Origin of the sequence: Coprococcus sp. AF16-22 (genome assembly GCF_003461545.1) — a bacterium.
In the GTDB taxonomy this organism is placed as follows: Bacteria; Bacillota; Clostridia; order Lachnospirales; family Lachnospiraceae; genus Coprococcus; species Coprococcus aceti.
On record NZ_QTXH01000014.1, the window covers coordinates 17,114 to 36,382 of the forward strand.

At 42.5% G+C, this 19,269-nt stretch carries 25 protein-coding genes; 22 read left to right on the top strand and 3 right to left on the bottom strand.

The annotated features are described in order from the left end of the window. Positions 1 to 31: 31 nt before the first annotated feature. The 6 genes from DWW60_RS12250 to DWW60_RS12275 all read left to right on the top strand — a co-directional run bounded on the left by DWW60_RS12250 (position 32) and on the right by DWW60_RS12275 (position 7,140). Entirely contained in the window at positions 32 to 898 is an 867-nt protein-coding gene (locus tag DWW60_RS12250; RefSeq protein WP_015533490.1) for an ABC transporter permease, read from the top strand. Positions 899 to 910: 12 nt separating this feature from the next. Next, positions 911 to 1,741, top strand: a complete 831-nt coding sequence (locus DWW60_RS12255) for an ABC transporter permease (RefSeq protein WP_022216192.1) — start codon at positions 911 to 913, stop codon at positions 1,739 to 1,741. Between the two features lie 77 nt (positions 1,742 to 1,818). Further along, positions 1,819 to 3,468 (top strand): amidohydrolase, encoded by a 1,650-nt coding sequence (locus tag DWW60_RS12260; RefSeq protein ID WP_117875484.1) that lies wholly within the window; start codon positions 1,819 to 1,821, stop codon positions 3,466 to 3,468. A gap of 44 nt (positions 3,469 to 3,512) precedes the next feature. Continuing rightward, positions 3,513 to 4,607, top strand: a complete 1,095-nt coding sequence (locus DWW60_RS12265) for a polyamine ABC transporter substrate-binding protein (protein WP_055224604.1) — start codon at positions 3,513 to 3,515, stop codon at positions 4,605 to 4,607. A gap of 9 nt (positions 4,608 to 4,616) precedes the next feature. Further along, positions 4,617 to 5,906: an MFS transporter gene (locus DWW60_RS12270; RefSeq protein ID WP_117875485.1), complete on the top strand. Its 1,290-nt coding sequence runs from the start codon at positions 4,617 to 4,619 to the stop codon at positions 5,904 to 5,906. A 31-nt stretch (positions 5,907 to 5,937) separates the two neighbouring features. Further along, positions 5,938 to 7,140, top strand: a complete 1,203-nt coding sequence (locus tag DWW60_RS12275) for a tyramine oxidase subunit B (RefSeq protein WP_117875486.1) — start codon at positions 5,938 to 5,940, stop codon at positions 7,138 to 7,140. Positions 7,141 to 7,410: 270 nt separating this feature from the next. Here DWW60_RS12275 and murI read toward each other — a convergent pair whose 3' ends face one another. Then, the gene (murI, locus tag DWW60_RS12280) at positions 7,411 to 8,178 is read right to left on the bottom strand and encodes a glutamate racemase (RefSeq protein WP_015533484.1); all 768 of its coding nucleotides are present in this window, start codon (positions 8,176 to 8,178) and stop codon (positions 7,411 to 7,413) included. Positions 8,179 to 8,397: 219 nt separating this feature from the next. On the opposite strand from murI, the gene DWW60_RS12285 reads away from it, so the two are divergent. The 16 genes from DWW60_RS12285 to DWW60_RS12360 all read left to right on the top strand — a co-directional run bounded on the left by DWW60_RS12285 (position 8,398) and on the right by DWW60_RS12360 (position 18,020). Beyond that, entirely contained in the window at positions 8,398 to 8,901 is a 504-nt protein-coding gene (locus tag DWW60_RS12285; RefSeq protein ID WP_117548519.1) for an HD domain-containing protein, read from the top strand. An 80-nt stretch (positions 8,902 to 8,981) separates the two neighbouring features. Further along, positions 8,982 to 9,809: a zinc ribbon domain-containing protein gene (locus DWW60_RS12290; RefSeq protein WP_117548520.1), complete on the top strand. Its 828-nt coding sequence runs from the start codon at positions 8,982 to 8,984 to the stop codon at positions 9,807 to 9,809. A gap of 30 nt (positions 9,810 to 9,839) precedes the next feature. Then, entirely contained in the window at positions 9,840 to 10,634 is a 795-nt protein-coding gene (locus DWW60_RS12295) for an enhanced serine sensitivity protein SseB (protein WP_015533482.1), read from the top strand. A gap of 14 nt (positions 10,635 to 10,648) precedes the next feature. Then, a complete protein-coding gene (locus DWW60_RS12300; protein ID WP_022216200.1) occupies positions 10,649 to 11,125 on the top strand; it encodes a COG2426 family protein in 477 nt (158 codons plus the stop codon). Between the two features lie 38 nt (positions 11,126 to 11,163). Beyond that, the gene (locus DWW60_RS12305) at positions 11,164 to 11,406 is read left to right on the top strand and encodes a hypothetical protein (protein ID WP_055280684.1); all 243 of its coding nucleotides are present in this window, start codon (positions 11,164 to 11,166) and stop codon (positions 11,404 to 11,406) included. A gap of 134 nt (positions 11,407 to 11,540) precedes the next feature. Next, on the top strand, positions 11,541 to 11,690 hold the full coding sequence (gene rpmG / locus DWW60_RS12310) for a 50S ribosomal protein L33 (protein ID WP_004849439.1): 150 nt from the start codon (positions 11,541 to 11,543) through the stop codon (positions 11,688 to 11,690). A 27-nt stretch (positions 11,691 to 11,717) separates the two neighbouring features. Continuing rightward, positions 11,718 to 11,930 carry a preprotein translocase subunit SecE gene (gene secE / locus DWW60_RS12315; RefSeq protein WP_015533480.1) on the top strand — a complete coding sequence of 71 codons (213 nt, stop codon included), beginning with the start codon at positions 11,718 to 11,720 and terminating at the stop codon, positions 11,928 to 11,930. 15 nt (positions 11,931 to 11,945) lie between these two features. Further along, the gene (gene nusG / locus DWW60_RS12320; RefSeq protein WP_015533479.1) at positions 11,946 to 12,473 is read left to right on the top strand and encodes a transcription termination/antitermination protein NusG; all 528 of its coding nucleotides are present in this window, start codon (positions 11,946 to 11,948) and stop codon (positions 12,471 to 12,473) included. Between the two features lie 43 nt (positions 12,474 to 12,516). After that, on the top strand, positions 12,517 to 12,942 hold the full coding sequence (gene rplK, locus DWW60_RS12325; RefSeq protein ID WP_015533478.1) for a 50S ribosomal protein L11: 426 nt from the start codon (positions 12,517 to 12,519) through the stop codon (positions 12,940 to 12,942). Positions 12,943 to 12,997: 55 nt separating this feature from the next. After that, on the top strand, positions 12,998 to 13,690 hold the full coding sequence (gene rplA / locus DWW60_RS12330) for a 50S ribosomal protein L1 (protein WP_015533477.1): 693 nt from the start codon (positions 12,998 to 13,000) through the stop codon (positions 13,688 to 13,690). Between the two features lie 206 nt (positions 13,691 to 13,896). Next, complete coding sequence (locus tag DWW60_RS12335) at positions 13,897 to 14,193, top strand: hypothetical protein (RefSeq protein ID WP_015533476.1); 297 nt, start codon at positions 13,897 to 13,899, stop codon at positions 14,191 to 14,193. Between the two features lie 29 nt (positions 14,194 to 14,222). Beyond that, positions 14,223 to 14,546, top strand: a complete 324-nt coding sequence (locus tag DWW60_RS12340; RefSeq protein ID WP_055273941.1) for a hypothetical protein — start codon at positions 14,223 to 14,225, stop codon at positions 14,544 to 14,546. A gap of 37 nt (positions 14,547 to 14,583) precedes the next feature. Then, a complete protein-coding gene (locus tag DWW60_RS12345; RefSeq protein WP_199414462.1) occupies positions 14,584 to 15,933 on the top strand; it encodes a hypothetical protein in 1,350 nt (449 codons plus the stop codon). Positions 15,934 to 15,936: 3 nt separating this feature from the next. After that, positions 15,937 to 17,202: a hypothetical protein gene (locus DWW60_RS12350; RefSeq protein ID WP_117875488.1), complete on the top strand. Its 1,266-nt coding sequence runs from the start codon at positions 15,937 to 15,939 to the stop codon at positions 17,200 to 17,202. Further along, entirely contained in the window at positions 17,190 to 17,468 is a 279-nt protein-coding gene (locus DWW60_RS12355; RefSeq protein ID WP_133300891.1) for a hypothetical protein, read from the top strand. Before DWW60_RS12350 ends, DWW60_RS12355 begins: the two co-directional genes overlap by 13 nt. Positions 17,469 to 17,495: 27 nt before the next feature. Beyond that, positions 17,496 to 18,020, top strand: a complete 525-nt coding sequence (locus DWW60_RS12360) for a hypothetical protein (RefSeq protein ID WP_117875489.1) — start codon at positions 17,496 to 17,498, stop codon at positions 18,018 to 18,020. Between the two features lie 80 nt (positions 18,021 to 18,100). Here DWW60_RS12360 and DWW60_RS12365 read toward each other — a convergent pair whose 3' ends face one another. Continuing rightward, on the bottom strand, positions 18,101 to 18,574 hold the full coding sequence (locus tag DWW60_RS12365) for a hypothetical protein (protein ID WP_055280679.1): 474 nt from the start codon (positions 18,572 to 18,574) through the stop codon (positions 18,101 to 18,103). Between the two features lie 2 nt (positions 18,575 to 18,576). Next, positions 18,577 to 19,116, bottom strand: coding sequence for a DUF6120 family protein (locus tag DWW60_RS12370; RefSeq protein ID WP_117875490.1), 540 nt, complete (start codon positions 19,114 to 19,116; stop codon positions 18,577 to 18,579). Positions 19,117 to 19,269 lie beyond the last annotated feature (153 nt).

Below are 19,269 nucleotides of genomic sequence, written 5' to 3' on the forward strand. Positions count from 1 at the left end.
TTTAGTTTCGGCTATGCAAGGAGGCTTTGCTATGAAAGAAAAAAAGAAAAAGGAGAAAAAGAACACTCTGCCGATATTATGTATGGTTGGTCCAACATCCCTGTGGCTGTTGTTTTTCCTTCTCATCCCACTTATATATGTTGTGGTCATAAGTTTTATGACGAAGGGTGCATATGGCGGAGTTGTCGGCAAGTTCTCAATTGACAGTTATAAGAAGATATTTGATCCGCTGTATCTGACGGTCATGTGGAAGTCGGTTGTCATGGCATTTGAGACAAGCGTGATATGCCTCATCATATCTTATCCATTTGCTTATATGCTGTGCAAGGTGCCGGACAAGATACGCGGAATGCTCACACTTCTCATCATGCTGCCATTCTGGGTAAATGGTCTCATCAGACTGAATGGATGGTCAAATATACTGAGAGACAGCGGCTTTGTAAATACATTGTTGATGAAGATAGGAATCATAGACCAGCCGATACAGATGATGTACTCGGAGGGGGCAGTCCTCTTCGGCATGGTGTATACCTTCTTCCCATTTATGGTACTGCCGCTCCAGAGCAGCATATCAAAGCTCGATCATTCGCTGGTTGAGGCGTCATACGATCTGGGGGCAAGAAAGATAAAAACATTTATCAGAGTCATACTCCCGATGACGCTCCCGGGAATATTTGCAGGAACGATACAGGTATTCATACCGAGCCTTGGAGCATTCTTCATATCGGATGTCATGGGCGGCGGCAGCGCCGCATATCTTGGCAATCTGATACAGAACCAGTTCCTTGTGGCACGTAACTGGCCACTGGGCGCAGCGTTCTCGGTACTTCTGATCATCTTCACTCTGGTTGTGCTGAAGGCGTACAGCAAGGTTGGAGATCTGGATGATCTGGCATAAGGAGGGATGGATATGAAGCGAAAAGAAAAGAAGAAGATGGGCGCGGGATCGATCATATTCATGGCACTTGTATATCTGTTCCTGTATATGCCGGTATTTGTCATCATCCTGTTCTCGTTCAACAAGAACAATACAAATATGGTGTTTGACGGATTCACACTCAAGTGGTATCTGGAGGTGTTCCAGGGGGACTCACTTCTGAAGAACTTCTGGCTGTCCATAGAGCTGGCGTTAGTGTCTATGGTCATATCGGTGGTTCTAGGAACTCTGGCAACCATAGGACTTTACAGGTACGAGTTCAAGCTCAAGAAGTTTATCAACGGACTTCTGTACGTGCCGATAGTCATCCCGGAGCTTGTCATAGGACTTGCATCTCTTGCATCATTTTCCAAGATGGGCATGACCATGGGATTTGCGACCATGGTGTTCGCACACGTTACATTCTGTCTGCCATTTGTCATCATCACACTGAGATCACGAATTGCGAATTTTGACAGCTCTATAGAGGAGGCTGCCATGGATCTCGGGGCAAATCAGTGGCATACGTTAAAGCGTGTCACCATCCCGATGCTGACTCCTGGAATCATATCCGGAGCGCTGCTATCCATAACTCTCTCGATAGATGATGTAATAATCAGCTACTTCGTATCCGGAGCCGGGGATATCACGTTCCCTATCAAGGTATACGGAATGGTCAGAGGCAAGATCACAACAAATGTATATGTCATATCAACTTTGATGATAGTCGGAATAGTTGTGATCTACCTCCTTGCGGGGGCACTTGGAAGGTTTATATCAAAGCGCAGGGAGATAAGAGACATCCGCAAGATAGATGCACAGTAATTCCGTAAGATAGATGCGCAGTAATTCGGGAGTACAGAATATGTTCCGAAGACATATATGGCAAGGAGGCGTAACAAATGGATGAAACGACAAAGATGACAGCAGACCTTATAGTGTATGGAAAAATCTATACGGCGGACAGCAAACGCAGTCTGGCGCAGGCTATGGCGGTCGCCGATGGAAAGATCATATACGTGGGTGACAGAGCCGGTGCAGAACGCTATGCAGGCGAAAATACACAGGTTATAGAACATGACAAAGGACTTGTGATACCGGGAATGACAGAGGGACATGCGCACATATCAAGCACCACTGAGATAGTGTACGGTGTCAGCCTTGCAAATAAGGAGAGCATAGACGATTATGTGACGGCGATAAAAGATTATATGGCGAGCCACCCTGACGAGAAGGTTGTGAGCGGTTCCGGTTTTGAAAATGGAGTATTTGGATCCTTGGGACCGACCGCTGACATACTGGATGACATATCGACGGATGTGCCGATGGTCATGATAAGCGAGGATCACCACTCATATTGGGTGAACAGCAAAGCTATGGAACTTGTCGGGATTGATGAAACTACCGCTGAGGTTCCCAATGGTGTGATAGTGAGGTATCCGGGAACAAGCAGACCAACGGGATGGTTCAAGGAGATGGCGGGCAATCTGTTCAGTGCGGTGCTGCCTGAGATGACTGCTGACAACTTTGCACATGCCATAGAATGTTATCAGGATATAGCCTTGTCAAATGGCGTCACAATAGCATTTGAGCCAATGTTTGACAAGAAACAGAACTATGACAGAAGATTTGCCGGATATGCAAAGCTTAACAGCGAGGGAAAACTAAAGGTGACATTCAGGGTAGGTTACACGCTAGAGCCTGTTGATGATGAGGACTATGTGTTTGCTGAACTTGCAAAGTATCATGAGAAGTTCCGGTATGTTCCTAAGATACAGGTGAACACGTTAAAGATATTTGCAGATGGAGTAGTGGAAGGTCATACAGCTTTTCTCAGAGATGATTACGCGGATGCCCCAGGAGATAAGGGTGAGCCGATGCTCAGCCAGGAGAGGATAAATGCGGCGGTGAAACGTGCTCTTGATGCGGGATACGATGTACATGCACACGCGATCGGCGATGCGGCGATAGACGAGGTGCTGAATGCATATGAGTACGGACAGACAGAGACAGACAGGGATTACAGAAATGCCATAACACATCTTCAGGTCATGGTGCCGGAGCATGTGGACAGGATGAAGAGCCTTGGTGTGGTGGCAGTCACCAATCCATACTGGCACTTCAGGAACAGCGTGTATTATGACACTTTGGAGAAGCCATTTCTCGGAGAAGAAAGAGCCTCCAAGGAATACTATATGAGATCCATCACAGATGCTGGAATCGTCACAAGCTGTGCCAGCGACTTCCCTGTAACGGTTCCACCGAGAACTATGGATGCACTTCATCTCATGGTGAACAGAAAACAGCCCGGACATCCGGAGATGGAAGAGATGGGTGCCGGCGAGACGATAAGTGTTGAGGATGGTCTTCAGGTCCTCACATATGGCGGAGCATACCAGAACAGGCTTGAGAAGACAAAGGGTTCCCTTGAAGCAGGCAAGGATGCCGACTTCGTATTGCTGGATTCGGATGTCCTTACTATCCCTAAGGAAGACATATACAAGACACAGGTTACAGCCACTTATATATGTGGTGAGAAAGTCTGGGCGTAAGAATAAACAACCAGACTGGTGTTCAATAAAAGGAGGAAATGACTATGGTAAGAGGAAAAATCAAAAAAATGATGGCTGCAGCACTTGCAGCGACAATGGTATTTACGATGACAGCATGTGGCAGCGATTCAGAAGAGAAAACTGCAGACGGATACGCAAAGGAGATATATCTGTACAACTGGTCAGAGTATATGAGTGAAGATGTTCTCAATAAATTTGAGGAGGAATATGGCATAAAGGTAGTGGAGACTACATTTGAGTCGAATGACGAGATGCTGGCAAAGCTCATGGCGGGAGGCGGATCAGAATATGACATTGCAGTACCTTCAAACTTCTACATAGAATCTATGAAGGCAAATGATCTGCTTGAGCCTCTGGACAAGGATGTGATCACCAATTATGACAATATCGATGAGACTTACAGGACAATGCAGTGTGATCCGGATGGAGAGTACTGTGTTCCATATATGGGAACATCCTGTGTATGGATAGCAAATAAAAAGATGCTGGACGACTATGGTATAGAGATCCATAAGATGGACGACTTGAAGAATGATAATCTGAAGAATAATATTTTGCTTGTGGATGATTCCCAGGCTATTATGAGTGTAGGTCTGCTGGGATGCGACCTTGATCCTACATCGGGCAACCTCGATGATATTGCAAAGGCAAAGGATTATATAAGTGGGCTGAATCCATATATCAAGGCATTTGCAGCGTCAACAGACACGAGAGACAGTATGGCAAAGGGAGAGGTAGCAGTTGCTCTCATGTACAGCGGCGAGGCACTTCAGGCGATGAAGGAGAATCCGGATCTTGAGGTAGTCATGGATGGTGAGCAGTGTTCACTCTCAATGGATACAATGGTCCTGCTCAAAGGCTCAAAGCACAAAGAGGAGGCAGAGCTGTTCCTTAACTTTATATTGAGACCTGACATATCCGCAGAACTCACAAATGAATTTCAGTTCATCTGTGCCAATAAGGCAGCAGTAGAATATCTGGATGATGACCTGAAAAACAGTCCACTGTGTGTGCTCACAGATGATATGAAGAAGAGAATATTTATGATAAATACATTTGATGCAGATGCGATATCAGCTGAGACAGATGCGGTCATGGAGATCAAATCATCCAGATAGGAACAGCCTATGGGTTTGCAGAAAAAGATACGCGTAGACACATCTATAAAAAATAAAAACGCGAAACTCAATATAAAATATGCAATATTACAGATGATGTTCTGGACCTGTGCGGCATCTGCGTACGCATACCTCACGCAGATGCTGCAGTACAAAGGTTTTACGGACGGACAGATAGGAGTAATAAATGCGGTAAAATTATTTTCAACTGTAGTGTTTCAGATAATCATAGGTGTATTTTCCGACAGGTATGCAGAACGTATCCAGTTAAAATATATCATCTCAGTGCTGACTGCGGTGGCGCTGATGTTGACATTTGTTTTTTATGAGTATAAATTATCGCTTGTACAGACAGTGATGCTGTTCATCGGATTTGGTGCTACATTTACATGCATATCACCGCTTATAGATTCTCTGTCTATAAAGTATATGAATGGCGGCAAAAATATCAACTACCCTATATGCAGGGCAGCAGGCTCCTGCGCGTGGGCTGTGGCATGTGTGCTGTTTGGGGTGTTCTGTGACAGGTATGATGCTAACAGACTTCTGATACTGCAGATGCTGTTCACCGCCATGATGCTGGCGGTGCTGCTGATCATGGATGATACATCATCCTGCAGCAATCGCAGGGCTTTGGGCGCAAGAGAGAGAATAGCTGCAGCAAACATCACGGAGACCAGGAAAACAGAGGTACACACCGCAGGATATCTGCTCACAACATACCCGAAGTACAGGTGGTTTCTCATAGGTTCAGCGGTTATGTTCATGGGATATAATGTTGGAACGACATTCCTGATAAATGTGGTTGAACGCCTGGGTGGCAATGATTTTCATTATGGACTGGCTGAGTTCGTGATGGCGGTCAGTGAAGTCCCGTCGGCATTCCTGCTCATAAAATTCAGAAAGCGGATATCTCTTGACAAGATAATGCTGTGCTGTGCGGTGTTCATGACATTCAAGAACATGTTCGCGGCATTCTCGGACAATGTGTGGGTGATCGTCATATCCCAGGGATGCGAGATGCTGGGCTTTGGGTTATTCTATTCCGGAAGTGTGTATCTTATAGAAGAGATGCTGTCACCCGCTGATGTTGTGAAGGGAATGTCATTGATAAACGCATTTACGGTGGGAGCCGGAGAGGGGATAGGAGCTCTGCTGTGTGGATGGATAAATTCCAGATACGGACTTACAGTGCTCATGGATTCCAGCGTAGTGATAAGTGCAGTGTCCATTGTATGTATAGTGATCATGTGTCGTGCGTCAAATGAGATTCACGGCAAAATAATAAAAAACAGCTGATATATGACGAGAGAAAGGTTTGGTAAGGATTATGAAGAACCGAGATGTAGAATCAGAAGCGGCAGGAAGAAAGAGCAATATAGAAACAGACAAGCAGAATATAAGCTTCCTCTACCTCAGCGAGGAGGATATGATAGATGCGGGTGTTCTCAACCCGGGAAGATGTGTGGATGTCATGGAGGAGACCATGGGACTCATGGAGGACGGAGATTTCCTCATGGGTGGTCCGTACAATGACGCACATGGCCTTATGTTGTACTTCCCAAAGAAGTCACCGATAGAGAATTTCCCGGTCAACAATGCCAGAGACAGGAGATTCATCGCCATGCCGGCATATCTTGGCGGCAGATTCCATGTGGCAGGTGAAAAGTGGTATGGATCAAATGGCAACAACAGATCGATAGGACTTCCACGCTCCATACTGATGATGATGCTTAATGATGTGGAGACAGGAAAACCTCTGGCATATATGTCCGGAAATCTTCTTAGTTCTATGAGAACAGGTGCTATGCCGGGACTTGCGGCAAAGCTTCTGGCAAGGAATGACTCAAAGGTGCTCACACTGGTCGGCCCCGGAGTCATATGCAGATCAAGTCTCAGAGCCATCATGTCACAGAGATTTGACATAGACACCATCAAGATAAAGGGCAGCTCACCGACATCGGCAAATGCGATTAAGATGAAAGAGTACATAGAGGAAAATTATCCTCAGGTAAAAAATATAGTTTTGTGCAAGGATATGGAGGAGGCACTTAAGGATGCCGACATCATAACTGAGGCAGTCTCATGCAAGGAGGGCGAGTGGCCAGAGTACAAGCGAGAGTGGTTCAAGCCCGGAGCGCTTGTCATCTCCACAAGTACCTTCAATATGGAGCATAAGAGTATCGTTGACCTGAAAAAAGTCATAGACAACTACGGAATGTACGAGAACTACGCAGAGGAAGATAATGTTGGATATGATGCGGAGGGCAACAGACTCCACACAGGCTGCATGGGAGAGGACTTCGTCTATATGGTGCAGGATGGATTGATAGAGAGGGATTCCCTTACTACATTCGGAGAGATAATCCGTGGCAAGAAGCCCGGTCGTGAATCCGACGACGAGATCATCCTCGTATCCATAGAGGGCATGCCGACAGAGGATGTCGCCTGGGCATATGAATGTTACACCTATGCCCTTGTCCACGACATCGGAACCAAGCTGAAAGTCTGGGATCGCCCATATGCATTTTAAAAATTCCGAGAACCAGCTTTGAATAATAAGTCGTAGTCAGGCTCAAAATATATATTCAGCAAAAAAGTCCGTGTATGTACATGGACAATCGGTAGTGAATACAGCCGAGCTTCGAGCATTTCTGTGCTAAGGCATAGCACGCAAACGCCCTTATCGCGTGCGGAGCCGCATGCATATAGAAATGCTTGAAGCGACAGCTGTAGAACGTGATTGATCATGTACATACACGGACTTTTTTATGTTGGATATATGTTTTGAGCCGACCGGCATTTATGCTTCAAACAATTGGTGACAAAGTTTAATGGTTTCAGGGTTTGTGCTGCTGCTGTAGAACTCCACAGTGCCCTTCTCTATGGAAGGCGTGAGAAGCTCAGCAATGCGCAGTCTCCTCTGAAGCTCCAGGGCGGTGCCGTGGGCTCCGTTGAAGATTTTCACGTCAGGTCCGGCAATACGCTGTATAACCTTCTCCACAAATGGATAATGAGTGCAACCGAGAACGATGGCATCCACATGCTTCTCCAGAGATGGGGCGAGCAGTCCCTTCAGAAATTCTGTGATCTCCTCACCATCAAAAATTCCCTTTTCCACATAATCCGCAAGTCCCGGGCATGGAACTGGGTAAATATCGGACTCCTTTGAATAATGTTTCATGAGTTCATGAAATTTAGGTAGAGCCAGTGTGGCAGGGGTGGCCATGACAGCTACCTTGTCGTGCTCCTTCCACAGAACCGCAGGCTTCAGAGCCGGTTCAATACCGATGATCGGTATGGAAGGATACTGCTGTCTCAGTGTCGAGGCTGCAACACTTGTGGCGGTGTTGCAGGCGATGACGATCGCCTTCACATCCTTTGCGAGAAGAAAATTGGTACACTGCTCCGATCTCTCAAGAATAGCCTCTCTGGTCTTTGTTCCGTAAGGTGCGTGTGCCGAATCGCCAAAATATATATAATTTTCACAGGGCATGAGCTCCACGATGTCGCGGAGAACGCTTATTCCGCCTAGCCCTGAGTCGAATACTCCAATTGAACGTGTGTCCATAATAAAATCTCCAATGTTTTGTATCACTTGTATTGATGGTTTATCTCTAACCCAAAATTATACTATTATAGTCAATAAAAAACAACTTACGGAAGTATATATTATAGAAGTAACAGAAAATCCGGGCGTAAGGAAGATTAAATGTTTATAAACTGTATAGACTATTCACAAATAGTGGTGTTAGAATGATACGAGTCACAAAGAAAGGCGGATGATGACATGGCACGAGATTTGGTTTCTATAGTAAAAGAGAAAATGATTGAATACTATGCCGGGGATTCCAGACGGGTACATCACTTCCTGAAGGTTCATTCATTTGCGAAGCTGATAGCTGAGATGGAGGGCATGGAGCCCGACGAGATGCAGGTCCTGGAGATCGCAGCACTTGCCCACGATATAGGCATAAAGAACGCAGAACTGAAATATGGATATAATAATGGCAAGCTGCAGGAACAGGAGGGACCTCCTGAGGCAAGACGGCTGCTCAGAGAGGCAGGTGCAGAAGATGCCGCAGTGGAGAGGGCATGTTATCTGGTGGCACATCACCACACCTACAGGAATATAGACGGTCTGGATTATCAGATACTGGTGGAGGCCGATTTCCTCGTCAACATGTATGAGGATAAGGCGGACGCAGATACTATAAGGACGGCATACGATAATATATTTGCCACGGAATCCGGCAAAATGCTGTGCAGACAGCTCTTTTCGCTGGAATATTGAAAAAAAGATGAATTATGTTATACTTAACAGGTCAGAGATGGTGACAGTGTAGATGCCACTGTCAGATTTGGAGGAGAAAGATGAAGCTTTATATATCAAAGTTACTGTCTACAGCTTTGCCAATAGTAGGAGTGCTGTGTATATTTGGATTTGCATTTGCAGGAAATATAAGCATGGGCTGGATTCTGTTCGTAGTGCTTGCGCTTATATCAGGCATTATAAACACCATATTCTTCAGATGTCCGCACTGCGGCAAATCAATACCGGCAAACTGTACGGTCAACCAGAAGTATTGTCCTCTGTGTGGAGAGGATCTCGGTATGAAGCCTTCAAGAATAAGCTACTACGGAAAATGCCGCAAGAATAAGAACGGAATTATGAGAGGTTATTCCACAGTTGGACCTATGGTATTCATAGTAAGCCTGCTCATATTGTTCCTCATTGTGGTGGCTGTATTTGGAGTGGACAGTCTCAATAAAGGTATGGGAAGGATTGCAGTCATACTTGCATTCTGTGTGAGCGCTATACTTGCGATATTCTGCAGGATAGCGGTATCATCGGCGGTGAAGATGGATGACAAGGCGATATATTTCAGTAAGATACCATTTATGTGGAGAAAATACGAGATAGATGATATAGTAGAGAATGAGCGCGTTGTAGAGCCGTTCTATCACGTGAACAGAGGATACATATTTGCAACCTCAAAGGGAATGGTGGCTATACCGATGGCATCATATGCAGGTGGCCAGGAGTTCTTTACGGAATTTACCTCAAGGATAGGCCAGAGCATGCCGGATGTGAGACCGGATCTTGTGTTGTCCAAGAGATCAGATCAGGCAAAGGCTGATGAAGAGCACTATGAGGAAGCGGTGAAGCTTTACAACGAGCATTACGGTGAGAAGAGATAATACACAATTAATTAATGAAAGGATAACGAGATGGACGTAAAAGACATTGGAAAAAAGATTGAGAACGTGGAGCTTGTTGAGGCTATGCACGCAGTTAGAGAAAATGAGAACAAGGATACACTTAAGCAGCTCTTTGAGTCAGTGGTCCATGCAGTATTTATAGTTCCTGCAAAGTTCGACCAGGAGCCAAAGCCTGATGAGAATGGAAAGGTTACATTCCAGGACGGAGTGAAGATCAACTTCTCACTTCTGACAAATGAGCAGGGAGACAAGGTACTTCCATGCTTCACAGATTATGAGTCGATGGCTTCATCGCAGTTTAACGATGGCTTCCAGAGAATAATACTTCCATATAAGCAGCTTGAGGATCTTGTGTTCAATTCAAATGGAAACATAAGCGGAATAGCTATGAATCCTTTCACTGAGAACTGCTTTATATCAGGAGAGTTTATCCGTCAGTACAGAGAGCGCTCACGTACAGGACTTGTACAGAGCAAGATCAAGCCAGGCGCAACAGTCAAGCTCAGAACACCAAAGTATCAGCCGATACAGATGCTTGATGCTGCAAGAGAGTATCTGGCAGACAAAGAGAATGTTGACAGAGCGTATATACAGATGATGGAGGAGCAGGGACAGGAGGATAAGTATCTTGTTGCTCTTGAGGTAAACGGAGACGAGAAGCCTGTATTTGCCGGACTCATACCTCTTATGAAGCCTCATTCATTTGGCATCGAGGTGGCACTGGTCAGAGCAGACAACATGCTTGGTAAGAAAGTGACAGAGGTGACAGAGCCGTTCTATGTTAGAGCCGGACTTGAAAATTAAGTGAGAGGATCGTTATGTTAAAAAAATATCTGACTATATTTCTTATATCCATGGTACCAATACTTGAGCTTCGAGGCGCCATACCGTATTCGGTGGGCTTTGGACTTCCGAGTATACCGTCATTTATAGTGTGCGTCATAGGCAATATGATACCGGTTCCATTTATATACTGGTTTGCAAGACGTGTGCTTGAGTGGGGAAAAGACAAGAGATTCATAGGCAAATTCTTCACATGGTGTCTTGTGAAGGGAGAGCACGGCGGACAGAAGCTCATGGCAAAGTCCGGCACTGGAGTGTATATCGCACTTCTGCTGTTCGTGGGAATACCACTTCCGGGAACCGGGGCGTGGACAGGAACACTGGCAGCCAGCTTCCTTGAGCTTGACTGGAAGAAAAGCGTTATCATGGTCATGCTGGGAGTGATCATGGCAGGAGTGATTATGTACCTTGGAAGTATAGGATTGTTCGGAGCGATAGGTCTTTTGAAATAATACTGATATAAGTAAGATTTACAGAGAGGTTGATAAATATGGCATTTAATCCGGGAATGATGTTTAAGATCAAAGGAGCCTGGGAGCGGTTCGTCCAGAATCATCCAAAGTTCCCTATGTTCCTCAGAGCAGCCGCTGCCACAGGAATAAAGGAAGGCTATATAATAGAAGTGAAGATCACAGATACAGAGGGCAAGACCATTTGTACCAATGTGAAGCTCACAGATTCCGACATGGATCTCATAGATGTCATAAAAGACATGAGCACAAACGGAAGATAGACGGACAGGATCAAATATACTAGAAATTATATAAAAGACTTCTTGACTTGCATAGGTCGATTGTGTTATTGTAGACTTTGCGATGAAAGAGGTCTTTTTTTTGTGCCTTAAAATAACAATGGAGGTAAGTGGAAATGCGCGTTAAAATAACATTGGCATGTCAGGATTGTAAACAGCGTAATTACAATATGACAAAGGATAAGAAAACGCATCCAGACAGAATGGAAACAAAGAAGTACTGTAGATTCTGCAAGGCTCATACAGTACACAAGGAGACAAAATAGTCTGAACCAGTAAGGAGGAATAGAGTTATGTCTAAATCTAGTAAAGAAGAAAAGTCAAATACTCTCAAGAGAAGCTGGTTTCAGGAATTAAAGGGAGAGTTCAGGAAGATTACATGGCTTGATAAGAGCTCCCTTGCAAGACAGTCATTTGCGGTAGTTGTTTCCTCAGTCGTACTCGGCTGTATCATAGCTATCGTAGATTGGTTGATCCAGATTGGTTTGAATTTCATAGTTGGGTAAAGGATGGTGAAGAATATGTCAGAGGCAGAGAATGCAAGATGGTATGTTGTTCATACCTACTCAGGATATGAAAACAAAGTAAAGGCTGATATTGAGAAAACAAAAGAAAACAGAAATTTACAAGACCAGATTTTAGAGGTAGTCGTTCCGGTTGAAGATGCCACAGAGATTAAGAATGGTAAGCCAAAGTCGATCGAGAGAAAGATACTTCCTGGTTACGTTCTCATCAACATGATCATGAACGATGTTACATGGTATGTTGTGCGTAATACCAGAGGAGTTACAGGATTTGTCGGATCAGATCCAAGAAAGCCTGTACCACTCACTGATGAGGAGCTGAGCAATCTGTATCAGACCTCAGAGGAGGTTGTCATCGATGTTGAAGTGGGAGACTCAATAACGGTTACTTCAGGTGCCTGGGAAGGCACAGTAGCAACAATTAAGGCAATTAATACTGCAAAACAGACCGTAGCCATCGAAGTAGAAATGTTTGGTCGTGTGAATACTGTTGATATTGCGTTTGCTGATATCAAGAAGTTGTAATTATCAAGTGGATTGTACCACAGTATTTTGGAGGAATGCTAAAATGGCAAAGAAAGTAGAAGGATACATCAAATTACAGATACCTGCAGGAAAGGCAACTCCTGCACCACCTGTTGGACCAGCTCTTGGTCAGCACGGTGTAAATATCGTTGCTTTCACAAAGGAATTCAATGCAAGAACAGCTAATGAGGGTGACATGATCATTCCTGTTGTTATCACAGTATACCAGGATAAGAGCTTCAGCTTCATTACAAAGACTCCACCTGCATCACTTCTTATCAAGAAGGCATGTAACATCAAGTCAGGTTCTGCAAACTCAAAGAAGACTAAGGTTGCAACAATTTCTAAGGCTAAGGTTCAGGAGATCGCTGAACTTAAGATGAAGGATCTGAACGCTGCAAGCCTTGAGTCAGCTATGAGCATGATCGCTGGAACAGCTCGTTCAATGGGCGTTACAGTTGAAGAGTAATACAGATATTTAGTGGGAGGGTCGCTCCCGATATGACCACAGGAGGTTTATAATAATGATAAAGAGTAAGAAATATGTAGATGCAAGCAAGCTCTATGATAAGACCGCTGCTTACGAGGCAACTGAGGCAGTTGCTTTAGTTAAGAAGATGGCTTCAGCTAAGTTTGATGAGACAGTAGAGGCACACCTCAGACTCGGTGTTGATGGACGTCACGCTGATCAGCAGGTTCGTGGTGCCGTAGTTCTTCCACACGGAACAGGTAAGACTGTTAAGGTTCTCGTATTTGCTAAGGGTGCAAAGGTTGACGAGGCTCTTGCAGCAGGCGCTGATTACGCTGGTGGAGACGAGCTCGTGCCAAAGATCCAGAACGAGGGATGGTTAGACTTCGACGTTGTTGTTGCAACACCTGACATGATGGGCGTTGTAGGACGTCTTGGTCGTGTACTTGGACCAAAGGGTCTCATGCCAAACCCTAAGGCTGGAACAGTTACTATGGATGTAGCTAAGGCTATCTCAGATATCAAAGCTGGTAAGATAGAGTACAGACTTGACAAAGCCAACATTATCCATGTGCCAGTGGGAAAAGTTTCTTTCACAGAGGAACAGTTAAACGAGAATTTCCAGACTTTAATAAATGCTATTGTTAAGGCAAAGCCAGCTGCTGCTAAGGGTCAGTACCTTAAGAGCGTTGTAATTGCTTCAACAATGGGCCCTGGTGTAAAGATTAACACAACAAGCTACGTATAAAAGCCGGTTGACCTGAACATCAGTCACACAAAAGCCCCACACCACTATGAGATATCTTCAGGATATTGCGTAGGGTGTGGGGCTTTTTGTATGCAAAAAACGATGACAATAAATACTGATCAACATAAAATAGATTATCTAAATACATATTGACAACTATATCCAAAAGTAAGATACTGTATATAACATAAATGGAGAGGATGAGTATGGCGACAAAAATAAATATTAATACAAAACAGTTACATGCGGATATAAAGGCGTTGAAGGACGATATTGATGCGAGTATGCGCGAAAGACTTGTTATTCAGTGTGGATATGAAGAACTTGCGTCACAGTGGAGCGGGCCGGCCGCAAAAACTTATGATGAAGGATTTCGAAATGCTATGACCAATATGAAGGCTTTATATAGTGATCTTAAGGATAAGATAGATGGCGTTTATGACATGTGTAAATTGTTTGAGAAGTGTGAAGCTTCTGTATTGGATAGGATTCAGGAACTCTGATCGAGCAAAATTCAGGAAGGAATGGTTATGTGAAAAGCGATACAGAAATAATAGTGGTGCCATTAAGGCAAATGTTGCTATTTGAAAAACTATTTGCGCAGAACTATGCGGATATGCTTGTGCGATTTGGAAGTATTATAGAAACGTGCAACAAAATAAATGGTTATTGGGAAAGTGATGGATGGACAGAGATTTATGAAGATATGGCAGACAAATCAGATCGTATGAATGAGATCGTAGACGATATGACTAATTACTATAAGGATATTGTAAATATTACAGAAAGCTATGATGCTGTGGAAGCAATTAATGTGGATATTGGAGAATCTTTGTCGGGAGACGTAATTAACTAAAAGGAATATTGGGTTAAAAAGTAATATTAAGGGGTAAATGATGGACGGCACTGGTATAGAACTATATGTACATCTTGAGAAGCTGGAGGACGAAGTAGAACAATTTAATAACGTCAGTAAAAACTTTGGGGATTACATAGATATGTATAAAAGGCAGATGGATGTTATACGATACAGCAAAATGGCAGATGAGTTATATGACATGCCAGCACTTATAAGAACTTATGATGAGTTTGTGGAAGAAGCTGATCGGTTGAACAAGTTTTCAAAAGCTTTGCAAGATATATACAAAGAGTATAAGACGTGTAATGATACATATACTCAGATGGGTATAGATCTTGGAAATCAATATGCAATTACCCCGTGGACAAAGACAAATGAAGGAAAGATAGTCATTGGAACGAGCATAATAGTGGGATTGCTGGTGATTGCTATTGTAGCACCAGAGGTTACTGCTGCAGCGATGTCTACTGGCACAATGACAAGTACAACAGCAGCAACTATGATAGAGACAGTAACGGCAGACATGGCGTGGGGTTCTCTAACAACATCTATGATGAATGCAGAGTATTCATGTTATATGGCATGCAAAAATGGAGAAAATCCTGCGGATGCCTTTGCTGATGCATATATGTGGGGTGCTTTGGAAGGTGGAGCCACTGGATTACTGGAAGGTTTTGGGGAGACGTTGGCTATAGTGAAAAGTGCAAAGACGATGACTAATACTGCAGCTTTTTTACAGCAATATAAAATAACCGGTTATGTAAATGGCGTTAACTTCGCAGTAATGGCGGGGAATTCGGCTTTGTCGACATCCATATATTGCGCCCAAGAGAAATCACATTGTAGAAACGTTTCGTTGGAGGATGCCGCAATTCAATATAAAGAGAATTTTACATATAATTTAGCGATAGATACTGCTGTTGGAATTGGCGAGAAATTTGTTGACGTAAAAAGAACAAAAAGTATAGAAAAAAATAAGGCAATGGAAGGAGAAAAGCGCAAGGTTGGAAAGCTTTCGACAAAAGAGAAAACTGTCCGGAAAATTACAAGTAAAAATGAAGGTTACAGTCAAAATCAGGCTTTTTTAAATGGAGAAAAATCAACGCGTAATGCTCAAGGAAGTATAAGTCCGACATTGTATAAGGATGGAAGTTGTATTGATGTCAGAAGTTATAATATTCAAAATGAAAGTGGAAGGGCAATGCTTATCAAAGATGTCACGACAAGAAGCCAGAAAATGAAAGCAAATTTGCCCACAGGAACAAAGCAGACAATAGTTATTGATGCAAGAGGACGGAGTATATCAAATAGAGATTTAAAAGATCTATACATGAAAGCAAAGTGTGCATTAGATAGCGATGTTGAAATTAAATTTATTAGGTAAGAAATGATTAGAGAAGATACAAATAAAAATATTATTGAAAGATTTCCAAGCATGGAGAGTGATCTCAAATTGCATGCGATTCCCCAACTTAATAAAAATAAAGAAGATATATGGACAGCTATAAAAATATTAGCATTTTATGCGGTTTTGGGCGTGTATGCGTATTATAAATATATGGAGATGACAGGTGAACCGCATCCAAGCCCTTCCGTTACAAGATATACGCTTATGCTTCTGGGGGCTGTACCAGTAGGAATAGTGATTGTTCTTGTGGTCTTATATGATAGTATTCGTGATTATTTACGAAATAGACCCTCAAGAAAGAAAATAAAAAAAATAAGAGAGAACTATTTGGAGGATGTTAGCAAGCAGATAATTTCTTATAGAGAAGCCGCTTTAGAATGGATGAACAAACGGTTTGTGCCGGCAGAGGATCTGATAAGAAGAATTATGAGGGGAGAGAAAAAGATTCGCAATCAGGGAGATGTAATGCTTACATATAGACTAGGAACAGGTGATCTGGATATATCAGAGCATATCATACTTCCCAATATGGTAAATACACCACAGAATATTAAGTTAAAGAGAACTTGTAAAAAACTCAAAGAGGAATACGGAATAATACATGATATCCCTAAAGCGATAAGTCTGGACGAGGTGGGATTACTTGGCGTAGTAGGACACGGTGACAAGAGGAAGGCATACGATATAGTTAGGGCATTGTCTACGCAGATTTTGGTAAGTGAAGTGCCAGAGGATCTTAAGGTTGCATTTGTGTATGATAGTGTTAATAGTAAGGGGTGGAATAAATATGAGTCATTCACGAGAACTCAGATGGAGACGGGCATTAGTCTTGTAGCAGGCACTCCTGAAAAAAGAGGAAAAGTATTAGACATGCTGGCACAGGCAATCGAGGAAAGAAAGGCTTTGAGTGGAGACGGCGTAGAAAATATGAAAACGCGGTACATAGTGTTTATAGATGATATGGCTTTATTGGAAAATCATAGAATTGTGGAAGCACTGCGTGATGATCTGTGTGTCTGTGCATTTACATTTATTTTTGTGGCGGATTGTATAGATAAACTTCCAGAGAGCGTTGAATATGCACTTGTTGATTCTCTGGAATTTTCAGGAGTCTATTCTATGGCTGATCATACATGTATGCCAGTGGTATTTGATAAATTATCAGAGCAAAAACTTGATAAATATATAAATTATATAAAGAGCAAAAAAACATTGCGGAGAGGTGATTTGTGTTGGAAAAAATAACAGATTATGAGTATGCTCAAATAGAATCTGCTATAAATGGTATATTGGGAATCCGAAATAATATAAGTCAATATATTCTAGATAGTTTATTTCAATCGGCAGAAAGCTTTAACAAGAATTGGAAGGGCGAAGCGGAGACCTTATTCGTAGGTAAACTTGAGCTGCTATACAATGCAATTAGTGACACAAATACCGCAGCATATAATATGGCAATGAGTATGAGTGAGCAGGCATCCGAAATTTATAAAAAACAAAATGAGAAATAATTTAACGGAAAAGGGAGAGTTAATGCAATGGCAGATACAAAGAAATATGGTTGGAATGTACAGATAGATGGTGTTCAATATCTGGTGGAGTACATGAAAGGAAGTATATTTATTAATGGTGGGGAGGCTTTCAAGCTCAGATCACTGGAGAGAACAGGCACCTTAAGAAAAGATAAACAGTTGAGCTATACAGTTCCGTTAGCAGGAAAAGAACTGAATCTGGTTATAAGCGCAGTGAGTGGTATCAGTCTCATTATGGATGGAATGGATCTGGGAACATATCCAGATGGTGCAGGAGCTAATCAAAAAGCTCCTGCCTGGATAGTAGTATTTTATGTATTATATTTTATAGACTATTGGGGAATAATGGGTGGTGCCATAGGAGGCTTGCTGCTCGGAACTGCGGCAGTTGTGACGTTTATGGTTGCTAAAAGTGAGAAGCTTTCTACGGGCGTGAAGTTGGTAATATGCATAGCATTGTACGTTGTTGCTACTGCGTTGGAGCTGGTTATAAGATCTGCATTAGCAGGGGTGTCTGGCCGGTACAGATAAAATAAAGCCACATACCATATGAAAAATCTGTAAGATATTTCGTGTGGTATGTGGCCTTGTTCTTTATCTTGTATAACTAACTAGGAAATGGTTCCGTTAGCTGAACATGATATAGTAACTGATTTAGTAACTGTCTGAAGCAGTACGCCTTTTGAGGAGTACTTTTTCCCAACTGTACTAGCAGTTGCTTTGTTGCCAGATCTTGAACAAGAAGGTGTGGCTACCTTCCAGTATGAGCTATTAGAAGTTGCTACAGCTTTAGCGGATGTGCATGTGCTGGAAGAACCTGTATAACGGAATGTTGCTGCAATCTGAAGACTCCAGAGAACGTTTCCGTTAGAATCATTGCAGTATATAGTTTTGGAAGCACTTTTGGTTTTTGTGGCTCTACTCAGAGATGGCTGAGATGGCATTTCCTCGATAACTTCCACAAATGTAAGAGAGTCATCGCTCGTATCTTCTTCTGCGGCCTTAACAGTTGGAACGTTTATTGTAGACAAACAGATGAAGATCATACAACATATAGCTAATAATCTACGTAATTTTTTATTCATATTTATTCCTCCGTATCAGTATTATTGTTATTATCATTATTCTGAGTTTCCGAGCTATTATTTAATTGTGCGTCTTCAGCAGAATCTATCCGTGATTTATCAGATAAATCATCTGGCGTTACACCCTCTTGAATGACAATAGTAGTTGATGCAATATCACTACGTCTGGATATCTGCCATTCCTTATACAACATAACTGATATACATATTGCAAAACCCAGTATAACAGAAAGCGCGGTAATGAAAATATATTTTCCATATTTCTTTCCGTTCATGTTGTGGCATATAGTATCTGTGCCTAAATATTCAATATATGTATTGGCACAATCCTTGGGACTTCCAAACTTTTTAGACAGATGTGATACTGTGATCAACTCGCCTTCAAAACTTACTGCGTAATCATACATAGAACTACGCAGCATCTTTAAATATCTCTTTTCCCCCTTTCTGTATATTGGAAACTCTTTTTTAATAGCTTTAATATACTTATCTACAGTTTTTTCGCTTTTTTCATATGCTGAGTTGGCTGAGTTGGTGTTCATTTTCATTCTCCTTTTAATACAATTTCAATATGAACTAATATTATTTTATACTAAAATATCAGAAAATCAATAATGCTTTTGACATTAATAAACAAATTTTGTCAAAATGTTGCTGTTAGTTACAAAAATATAAACAAATAAATTTAGAAAAAC